This is a genomic window from Methylobacterium sp. WL103, assembly GCF_008039885.1.
Classification (GTDB): Bacteria; Pseudomonadota; Alphaproteobacteria; order Rhizobiales; family Beijerinckiaceae; genus Methylobacterium; species Methylobacterium cerastii.
The window spans coordinates 1-10383 of record NZ_VRUX01000107.1 but is presented as its reverse complement, the minus strand read 5'-3'; the positions used below and the strand labels follow the sequence as shown (position 1 = coordinate 10383).

8 protein-coding genes and 1 pseudogene are annotated in these 10383 nt (G+C 70.5%); 1 reads left to right on the top strand and 8 read right to left on the bottom strand.

Features of this window, described 5'->3' with window-relative positions; genetic code table 11:
• The 8 genes and pseudogenes from FV222_RS31085 to FV222_RS09345 form a co-directional block, all read right to left on the bottom strand.
• Positions 1-275 (bottom strand): annotated as a pseudogene (locus FV222_RS31085) (TIGR01620 family protein); the annotation flags it as partial.
• Between the two features lie 31 nt (positions 276-306).
• Positions 307-1752, bottom strand: a complete 1446-nt coding sequence (locus FV222_RS09375; RefSeq protein ID WP_147813984.1) for a YcjX family protein — start codon at positions 1750-1752, stop codon at positions 307-309.
• Between the two features lie 120 nt (positions 1753-1872).
• Positions 1873-2982: a hypothetical protein gene (locus FV222_RS09370; RefSeq protein ID WP_147813982.1), complete on the bottom strand. Its 1110-nt coding sequence runs from the start codon at positions 2980-2982 to the stop codon at positions 1873-1875.
• Positions 2983-3084: 102 nt separating this feature from the next.
• Entirely contained in the window at positions 3085-3873 is a 789-nt protein-coding gene (gene hisN / locus FV222_RS09365; protein WP_147763575.1) for a histidinol-phosphatase, read from the bottom strand.
• Positions 3874-3946: 73 nt separating this feature from the next.
• On the bottom strand, positions 3947-5926 hold the full coding sequence (locus tag FV222_RS09360) for an AI-2E family transporter (protein WP_147813980.1): 1980 nt from the start codon (positions 5924-5926) through the stop codon (positions 3947-3949).
• A gap of 125 nt (positions 5927-6051) precedes the next feature.
• Positions 6052-7515 carry an MmgE/PrpD family protein gene (locus FV222_RS09355; protein WP_147813978.1) on the bottom strand — a complete coding sequence of 488 codons (1464 nt, stop codon included), beginning with the start codon at positions 7513-7515 and terminating at the stop codon, positions 6052-6054.
• Between the two features lie 335 nt (positions 7516-7850).
• Positions 7851-9146, bottom strand: a complete 1296-nt coding sequence (locus FV222_RS09350) for a nicotinate phosphoribosyltransferase (RefSeq protein WP_147752180.1) — start codon at positions 9144-9146, stop codon at positions 7851-7853.
• A gap of 168 nt (positions 9147-9314) precedes the next feature.
• Positions 9315-9818, bottom strand: a complete 504-nt coding sequence (locus FV222_RS09345; RefSeq protein WP_147752179.1) for a pyridoxamine 5'-phosphate oxidase family protein — start codon at positions 9816-9818, stop codon at positions 9315-9317.
• 224 nt (positions 9819-10042) lie between these two features.
• On the opposite strand from FV222_RS09345, the gene FV222_RS09340 reads away from it, so the two are divergent.
• The coding region (locus FV222_RS09340; protein WP_147813976.1) for an iron-sulfur cluster assembly protein at positions 10043-10383 on the top strand (341 nt) is incomplete at its 3' end.

The following is a 10383-nucleotide window of genomic DNA, read 5'->3' as shown; positions in this document are numbered from 1 at the left end:
GCCTGGAACAGGTCGGCGATCAGCCGCTCGACCGAGAGCCCGACGCCGAGCGACACGAGCCCGCCCGCGGCCGAAAGCAGGAGGCCGCCCCAGGGGACGCCACGGGACTTCGCCATCGGCACCGGCACGCCGTCGGCCGCGTCCACGATCTCGACCGGGTCCTCGACGATGCGGACGCCGCCCGGCGCCGCCGGCATCGGCGCGAGGGCCTCGCTCGAGGCCGGCGAGTCGGCGGCGGGGATGCGGAAGGCGCGCGGGCGCTGGGTCGAACTCACGGCATCATCCTCAAGGTTGTCGCCCCGGCCATCACGTCAGCTTGTCGCCGATCAGGAACTGCATCGCCCGGTCGAGTCGGATCTGCGGCAGGTGACCGGGCCGCTCCAGCGCGTCGGGCTTGATCACCGGAGGGCGGAACCGGGGAAACCGCAGCGAGCCCGGCTCGACCGCGCCTTCCAGCACGGCCTCTGGCCGGACGGGGAGATGGCCGGGAAACACCGCGGCCTCGGCCGTACCGTCGAACAGCTCGTCGCCGACGGTCTCGCCGGCCTCGGGCGTGCCGGCAACGGCGCGCAGCACCGCGTCGCCGTCGTGGATCGTGGTCTCGCGGGTGGCGCGGACCGAAGCCAACGCCACGGTGCCGACGCGGGCGCCGGCGGCCTCGGTCCGGCGCATGGCGCGCGAGACGAGCAGGCGCAGCAGCGCCTCCAGCCGGTCGTGGCTGGTCTGGTGCAGGTGGTCCGCCTTGGTCGCCGCGAACATGATCCGGTCGGCACGCGGCGCGAACAGCCGCGAGAGCAGCGTGTTGCGGCCGATGTTCAGGCTGAGCAGGACCGAATCCAGCGCCTCCTCCAACTCGGCGAGCGCCGCCGGCCCGGCGTCGACGGCCGCGAGCACGTCGACCAGCACGATCTGGCGATCGACGCGCTGGAAGTGGTCACGGAAGAACGGCACGACGACCTTGGCCTTGTAGGCCTCGAAGCGCCGTTCCATCAGCCCGGCCAGCGTCCTAGGTTCGATCGTCTCGGGCAGACTATCGAGCGGCGCGAAGGTCAGGGCCGGTGAGCCGGCGAGGTCGCCCGGCATCAGGAACCGGCCGGGGGGCGTCGTCGCCACCATCTCCGGCCCGGCGCGCAACGCCGCGAGGTAGGCGGTGAAGGCGGCGCTCGCCCGCTCGGCCACGACTTCGTCGAGGGGGCCCACCGAGTCGAGGCCCTTGAGCATCGTGAGCCAAGGCGCCGCCATCTCCCCGCGGCCGGCGCGCCGGGTTCCGGCGATCGTCGCCCGCGACCAGGCGGTGTAGCTCTGCTCCAGCAGCGCGAGGTCGAGCAGCCATTCGCCGGGATAGTCGACCACGTCGAGCATCAGAGTGCCTGGGCCGGAGCGCCAGCCGCCGGCGCGCTCGTACTCGATCGCAAGGCGGAACTGGCTGATCCGGTCGGTGGAGCGCGGCCACAGGCGGGCTTCGGTGAGGGCGGAATAGTGCTCCTCGTAGGGGAAGCGCGGAACGTCGTCGTCCGGCTGCGGCACGAGGCGGGCGCGGCGCAACCGGCCCTCCTGCGCCGGGGCGAAGGCGGGGAGCGCGTGGCTCTCGACGAGATGGTGGATCAACGCGGTGGTGAACACGGTCTTGCCCGAGCGGGCGAGCCCGGTGACGCCGAGCCGCAGGGTCGGCTGGATCAGGAAGTCGCTCGACGCCTCGGCGAAGGCCTTGACCGCGGAGCCGGCGCGAGCGGCGAAACTCTGGATGGGCAAGGGCGGACTCAGGTGGTTGGGAGACGCGGAAGGGCCAGCCGGTCGGCCGTCGCCGTTCAGGTGGCGCGGGGAGGGGAGCGCCGCAAGGTTTCGGCGCGGCGAGACTCCGTTCGCCAAACGCTACTTCGCCGCGTCGGCCGTCGCCGCCGTGACCGGCCCGAGCCGGGCGATGGCGGCCTCGATGAGGGGCGGCCCGGCATGCAGGGCGCCGAGCTCCACCGCCGACATCGCACGCATCACCGCCGCGAGGTTCGACAGCGGGCTCCCATCGGGCGAGAACAGCGCAAGGTCGTCCGTGGAGCGTAGGCCGACGCTCTTGGCGATGGCGGCGGCGTAGTTGCCGATGCGGACTTCGTCGCCGCCGCAGAGCGGCGCCGGCGCGCGCAGATCGCCCAGGGACAGGCCGGAGACGATCATCGGCAGCAGCGCGGATTCGGCCACCAGCCGATCCGGGGACGGCACCTTCCGGTCGAGGAGCGCGGACGGGTCGTCCGCACCGCGCACGACGCGAGCGGATACGGCCGCCGGCTTGTCCGAAAGCCCGGCGGCGATGTCCGCGACCGGCCGCGATGCGACGCGGGTCGCGATGGCAGGGCGTCGGGCGGGATGGCCGCTCATTCGTGCCAGGGGCGACCAGGGCTGCACCCGCAGGGCCGTCCGCCCGCCGCGGCGGGCACCTCCGGGCAGGTGGCGGGCGAGGTAGCGGGCGCGAAGCGTCCCGCCGATCCCGCGGGGTGCGAGGGGCGACGGCTTCGCGTTTTTCGCGATCGGCCCGAGCAATGGAAGACCGCAACTCGCGGGCGCCCAGCGACGCACGATCGCCAGCGCGGTGCGGCGCCCGTAGTCGCGGTAGTAGCGCCGAAGCAGGCCGGCCGCGGCGTCGGCTCCGTCGGCCGCGGTGGCGAAACCGGTATGCCCCTCGGCGTCGGCGCCGACTTCGCCCGTCCAGCGCGCACTTTTGATGCACCAGTAATTGTTGAGCTTTGCGCAGCGCGCGACGAAGGCCGGCTCGGTCGGCGCGACCCGCGCGACCAGGGCGAGCGAGACCGGCCGAAGCTCCGCCCCGGCCTGCGCCCGCCAGTTCGAGACCGCTCGCGCCACGTGCTGATAGTACGGTGCGCCTTCGGCCCCAGATGCGCGCAGCGTGACGACCTGCGCGCGAAGTGCAACGGCTGAATCCTCAGCCAGGGGTGGCAGGGTCGTCAGGAGGAGTATCGCGGCGAGGAGCACGGGCGTCCGTGGTGAGGGTTGCGAACCACGAGGAACGGCGCGGCCGCACGATCGGTTCAGTTCGCGCGCGCGTGCCGACGATCGCCCGGAGGCGCGCGAGACTTACGGATTCAGGTGCTTCAACGCCGCCGCGTGCAGGCGCGGGTCGCCGGCCGCGACGATGCGGCCGCCCGCGGTCGCCGGGCCGCCGTCCCAAGCGGTGATGATGCCGCCGGCGCCCTCGACGATCGGGATCAGCGCCACGATGTCGTAAGGCTTCAGCCCGGCCTCGACGACGAGGTCGACCTGGCCCGAGGCCAACATGCAGTAGGCGTAGCAATCGGTGCCGTAGCGCGACATGCGCACGCGGCCCTCGATGGCGCGGAACCGCTCGGCCTCGTCGCCCTCGGTGAACAGGCGTGGGTCGGTGGTGGCGAGCATCGCCGCCGACAGCTCGGCGCAGCGGCGAGTGTGGAGCGTCCGTTCGCCGCGCGGCCCGCGCAGGCGCGCGCTGCGCCCGTCGCCGGTGAACCGCTCGCCGAGATAGGGCTGGTGCATGAGCCCGCGCACGGCGCCGCCGTTCCGGGTCAAACCGATCAGCGTGCCCCAGGTCGGGATGCCGGTGATGAAGGCGCGCGTCCCGTCGATGGGATCGAGCACCCAGACGTATTCCGCGTCGAGACGCTCCGAGCCGAATTCTTCTCCTAGGATGCCGTGCGCGGGAAAGCGGGCGCGGATCATGTTGCGCAGGACGAGCTCGGCCGCGCGGTCCGCTTCGGTCACCGGGTCGAACGGCGCCGTCCCGGCGGCCTTGTCCGTCAAGGCGACCTGCGCCCGGAAGAATGGCACGATCGCTTGGCCCGAGGCTTCGGCCAGGTCGTCCATGAACCGGCCGAGTTCGACGACGCTCATCGGCTTTTCCCCGCACGGTCCCGCAATCGCGGCAGGAAGGCGGGTTTCGCCGTGCGCCGTCAAGCCTGCGCCGTCAGGCCTCGGCCGCGACGCGCAGGATCGGCCGCTCCGGCTTGGTGCCGACATGCGCGAGCACCGTGTCGACCGCGCTTCCCAGGGACGAAACGTGTTCGGCCGCCGGGATGCTGCCGCGGCCGGCGGAGTCGTCGTCCGCCTGCCATAACCCGACGACGACCGGAACGTCCGGCATTCGACGCTGGAGGCGATCGACGAGGCGCCGCAGATGCGCCGGCTCGCCACTGATCGCCAACGAGACGATGCAGACGATCCGCGCCGCACCGGGATCGAAGTCCGCGATCTTCGCGCGCGACACCTCGCCGAACGAAACGATGCGCGTCCCGAGCCCGCGCTTGGCCAACAGCTGCGCCAGGATCGTGGCCGCCGGCGTGTCGATGAAGCCGCGCCCGGCGACGCAGAGCACCGCCCCGTCCTGCGACCAGGCCGGCGGGATCGCGTCGGGGTCCGGCGTCGCCGCCGCCGGGGCATCGCCCGTCGGCTTGAACTCGGAAGCGGCGGGCGTCGGCACCCGGTCGTCCCGCTCGGCGAGCGCGTCGACGAGCTCGCTGACGGAGGCGCGGATGTCGGACTTCTGGTCGAGGGTGAGCACGCCGCGGGCGGCGTCGCGGGCGGCGAGTTCGAGGCCCTTCAGCACCACGTCGTCGTAGTAGGCCGACAGCGAGCAGGTCTGCAGGATCAGCTCGGCGTGCTCCTGCGCCTCCTCCGGATCGTCGGCGAGGATGCGCTGGTAGAAGTTCTCCACCGGCGTCAGCGCCGCCCGGTTGCCGAACAACACGTCGAGGAACTCGAGCTTGTCGATGTGCCGGCCGAGCACGACGAGGCAGACGGTCAACGGCGTCGAGAGCAGAAGCCCGACCGGTCCCCACAGCCAGGTCCAGAACAGGGCCGAGATCAGCACCGCGAAGGGCGAGAGCCCAGTGGAATGGCCGTAGAGCATCGGCTCGACGATCTGGCCGGTGAGCGGCTCCAGCACGATGAACAGGATCGCGGTGGCGATCACCATGTTCCAGCCGGGGTCGACCGCGGCGGCGAGGGCCAGCGGGAGTAGGGCGGACAGGAAGGCGCCGATATACGGCACGAACCGCATGACCGCCGAGACGATGCCCCAGAGCACGGGGTTCGGCACGCCGATGAGGTAGAGCCCGATGCCGACGACGAGCCCGAAGGCGGTGTTGAGGGCCAGTTGCACCACGAAGTAGCGGCTGAGGCGCCGCGCGGCGTCATCCATCGCGACGGTGGTGCGGTGCAGGTCGCTGGAACCGGCGAGCCGGATCATCCGGTCGCGTAGATCCTCGCGCTGCATCAGGACGAACAGCAGCACGACGAACACGATGCCGGTGGTGGCCAGGGGCTGCATCACCGGGGAGAGCAGGGTGCTCGCGGTCTCGAGCGGACCCGGTTGCGCCTGCCGCATCTCGACCAGGACCGGATCCGCCTGCGGCCGCGCGGGCTTCGCCTCCGGGTTCGGCTCGGGCTTAGCCTCCGGCTTTTTTTCGGGCTTGGCCTCGGCGTCCGGCTTCTGCGCCTTGTCGCCGTTGCCGGCGTCGTGCAGCGCGCGGCCGATGTTGGCGACGTAGGCGGCGAGATGCGCAGCCGGGCTGTCGCGCAGGCCCTCGACCTTGCGTTCGATGGTCGAGCGATAGCGCGGTACGTCGCCGGCGAGGCCCGCCACCTGCACGCCGATCAGGGTGGCCAGGGCGGCGACGACGCCGAGGGTGAACACCACCGCGGCGCCCACCGCGACGACCCGTGGCAGGTGCCAGCGCCGAAGCAGCGCCACCAGCGGGCCGAGCACGAACGAGAGCAGCACGGCGATGGCGATCGGGATGAAGATCTCGCGCCCGAAATACAGGCCGGCGATGATGGTCGCGCTGACGAGGACCGGCGAGACCAGGGCCGTCTTCGGGGTCTCGGCCGCGGCGATCCGGGTCGGGGACGGCGCTTCGAGGGGAGGGTCTTCAGTCTTCGTCGCCATGCCGCCACCGGAACCGTACGCTTACGCTCGCACCGGTTGTGCTGTCGCCGATGCGAACGAGGAACGACACGGACCAGCGAAACGATCCCTCGCGGGCCGTGCCGTTTTCACGGAACCGTGATCGGTCAGGCCTGCGCGACGCCGGCGCGGGTGACGTCGGCTGCGTCGCCGAGCGTTTCGAGCGACCAGCACAGGGCCATCACCCGCCGGGCCTGCGCCTCGGGCAGCACGCCGTCTGCGAGGTCGGTGAACTTGCGCTCCAGCGCCGCGTCGGTCATCGGCCGCTCGACGCTGCCGATCGCGTGCTCGATGCGGCGGTGCAGGGTGCGGCCGTCCTTCAGCGTCACGGTCATGTCGACCTGCGCCGCCGCGATTCCAGGCGTCACCACCGGCACGACCTTCTCGCGGAGCGCGACGACCACGGGGTCGCGCACCGCACGGTCGCTGAACTGCTTCTCGCCGGCTGCCCCCTCGACCAGGGCCACGGCGACGGCGTGGAAGATGCTGAACTTGCCCTCCAACCCGGATTGCGGTGCCGTCTTGCCGGTGAGCTCGAGCACCAGCGGATGCACCTTGAGGTCGACGCGGGCGATCTGATCGGGCTTCAGGTGCTGCTCGTCGCGCAGTTGGATCGCGGCGTCGATCGCCGGGTGCATGACGATACCGCAGGCGAACGGCTTGTAGGTGTTGAGCAGGCTCTCGAAACGAGTGCCGAGCTCCTCCGTGATCTCGCGATAATCCTGCTTGGTCGAGACGGTGTTGGCCCAGCCGCGCTTGGCCTCGATCATCCCGTCCGACGACGTGAAGCCTTTCGCCGCCAGAATCGCCGCGAACAGGCCGTTGGCGGCGGCGCGGCCGGGATTGAAGCTCTTGTTCATCGAGCCGAACGATTCGCGCAGGCCCACCGGCTGCGAGGCGGCCAGCCCCAGCGCGAACACCATCTGCTGCTCGGTGAGCCCCATCAGCTTGCCGGCGGCGGCCGCCGCCCCGAAGACGCCGGCGGTGCCGGTGATGTGCCAGCCGACGTCATAGTGGTTCGGATAGACCGCGTTGCCGATCCGGCACTCGGTCTCGATCCCGAGCACCAGCGCATTGAGGAAGTCCCGCCCCGAAACCGGATGCATCTCGGCATAGGCGAGGATCGCCGAGGCGACCGGGCCGGCCGGGTGGATCACGGTCTTCAGGTGCGTGTCGTCGTAGTCGAAGATGTGGCTCGACACGCCGTTCAGGAACGCGGCGTTCATGATGTCGAAGCGCTCGGTGCGGCCGAACAGGCCGGCCTGCGGCGGCCCGGAGAACGGCGCCAGCGCCGACACCGCGACGTCCAGCGTCTCGTGGTGCGAGCCGCCGATGGCGACGCCGACCCAGTTGAGGAAGGTCCGCGTCGCCTCGCGGCGAACGGTCTCGGGCAGATCCTCGAACCGGGCGTTCACGACGTAGCGCGCCAGGGTATGGGTCACGCCTTTCGCCTCCGGCTTGGGCGCTGCCGCATCCTGCGGCTTGCCCGACTCCTGCGCGTGACCCAATTCCGGCGCGGCGAGCGCGAGGCCCGCGGCGGCGATCAGCGCGCGTCGATCGATCTTCGACATGGTGCCTCCGTCCCTACTGAGCCGGCCACATCGCTTGCGTTTGTTCGGACGCGGCGACCGGGCTGTGGGCGATCAGCTAGCGCAGGCGCGGATCGAGCCGAGGGCAAAAAGGTTTCAACCGCTCGTTGCTGACAGACGCCGGGGGGACGATGCGTCCGATCCCTGATCACGGCATCCGACCCGCCGCCTCATCCTGAATTGCCCGCGTCAGCGGGCCTTGAAGGAGCCTTCCAGGGATCATGCGGATCCTGGAGGTATCCTTCGAGGCGCCCGCTTCACGGCCGCACCTTAAAATGAGGTGTGTTGGGGGGAGGTCTGGCGGCGTCGCTTTCCGGTCAGACCACGACCGCCATCGCGTCCTGCTCGCCGACGCCGAAGACCCGCTTGTAGCGGGCGATGGCGTCGGCCGGCCCCTGTGCCTTGGTCGGGTTGTCGGAGATCTTCACCGTCGGGCGCCCGTCCGCATGCGTGACCTTGCAGACGATCGAAACCGGATCGAGCCGCCCGTCCGGCACCAGTCCGCGAAAGTCGTTGGTGAGCAGGGTGCCCCAGCCGTAACCGATCCGCAGCCGCCCGTGGAAATGGGCATGGATCCGCTCGATCGTGTCGATGTCGAGCCCGTCTGAGAAGATCGCGAGCTTTTCGCGCGGGTCGGCGCCGCGCGAGCGCCAGAACGCGATCGCCTCCTCGCCGCCCGCGATCGGGTCCTTCGAGTCGATGCGGATGCCGGTCCAGTCGGTCAGCCAGTCGGGCGCGCCGGCGAGGAAGCCGGTGGTGCCGTAGGTGTCGGGCAGCACGACGAGGAGGTTGCCCTCGTAATCCTCCTGCCAGTCGCGCAGCACGTCGTAGGGGGCACGCGCCAGCGCCGCGTCGTCCTCGGCGAGGGCCGCGTAGACCATCGGCAGCTCGTGCGCGTTGGTGCCCACGGCCTCGACCTCGCGGCGTAGCGCGATCAGGCAGTTCGAGGTGCCGAGGAAGCGCTTCGATCCCAGGCCCTCGTCCATCGCCTGCACGCACCAATCCTGCCACAGGAAGCCGTGCCGGCGGCGGGTCCCGAAATCGGCGATCGACAGGTCCGGAAGCTTGCGCAAACGCTCGATCTTCTCCCAGACCCGCGTCATCGCCCGCGCATACAGCACCTGCAAGTCGAGCTTGCCGAGGTTGCGCAGCACCGCGCGCGAGCGCAGCTCGTTGAGGATGGCGAGCGCCGGAACCTCCCACATCGTGGTCTCGACCCAGGGACCGTGAAAGGTCAGCTCGTACTGCCCGTCGCGCGCCTCGAGATGGTATTCGGGCAGTTGGAAGCCCTCGAACCACGCGATGAAGTCGGCCGACAGAATGCGGCGGCGTCCGTAGAAGGCGTTCCCGCGCAGCCAGGTCGCCTCGCCGCGGGAGAGACGCAGGGACCGGGCGTGGTCGAGCTGCTCGCGGAGCGCGCCGGCATCGACCTCGTCGGCGATACGGATGCGGGTGGTGCGGTTGTTGATGCCGAAGGTCACCGCCACGTCGCGGTGCCGCCGCAGGATCGTCTGCGCCATCAGCAGCTTGTAGAAATCGGTGTCGAGCAGCGACCGCACGATCGGGTCGATACCGAAATTGTGGTTGTGCACCCGCCGCGCGAGATCGAGCATGTGGGGGGAAGCCTTAGGGTCGGACGACACGAAGCCTGGAGGGCGCACGACCGACGCACCGGTGTCAACGGAGGTCGCCGCTCAGCGCATCGAAAAGGCGGCGCGCCCGGTGGGAGCACGCCGCCTCCGATGGCTCAGATGCGATCCGAGTAGATCAAGTCAGATCGCTCAGGCCAGGTCGACCTTCTTGGTCTCGGTCTTCGGGCTCTCGCCGGTGAGCGTGGCCTTCACGTAGCCGAACAGGTGCAGCATCTTGCTGTTGGGGCTGTCCCAGTACTCGCCCTGCTCGGGGTGGATGCGGAGCAGCGCGACCTCGGGGTCGTCCTTGCCGTTCGGGAACCAGGTCTTCAGGCTCTCGGTCCACTTGGCGTCGACGATCGCCTGGTCGCTGACGATCTCGGCCTTCCCGGCGATCGAGACGTAGGTCTGGCTCGACGGGTCGGAGTACGACAGGTTGATCTGGTTGTCCCGGCTGATCTCGGCGGTCTTGGGCGAGTGCAGCTTGGTGAAGAACCACAGGTCGCCGTTCTCGTCGATGTCGTTGTTCCACATCGGACGGCTGTTGAGCGTGCCGTCGGAGTCGGCGGTGGTCATCATCGCCACCTTCACGTCCTTCACCAGCTCGAACAGCTTCTTCGCGCCCTCGTGGTCGCGGTGGTTGCCCTGATGCATCGCAGTCGTCTCTCCAGATGGTGACGGCGCGTCGGCTCTCCCTGCCGCCCGCACCGGCGGTCGTGTCACAACGGATGACGCATCGGTTGGTTCGATCGCCTGCGCACAGGGGCCGCACGGCGTCGTGCCTGCTGCGGCTGGCGTTTCCGGCCCGGCTGTTTACATGGGCCGGAACCATCCCTTTCGAGATCTCGAGCCGCCGGACCCGGCGAAGGAGCCAGACCGTGGCGATCACCCGAGACGACGTACTGCTTGCCCTGCAGGCCGTGACCATCGATGCCGCCGGAACCACGCTGCCGGCTTCCGGCCGGCTCTCGCAGGTGGTGGTCGACCCGACCAACCGCGTGATGTTCTCGATCCTCATCGACGCGAGCGAGGCCGCCCGCTTCGAGCCGATCCGCCGATCGGCCGAGGGCAAGGTCCTGTCGATGCCCGGCGTGTCCGGCGTGTTCGCCAGCCTCACGTCCGAGCGCGGGCCCGGCATGCCGGAGCAGAGCAAGGCGGCGCCGGTCCCGGTCACCGCCGCTCCGCCGCGGCCAGGCGCGCCTCCCGGCCAGGGTCCGGC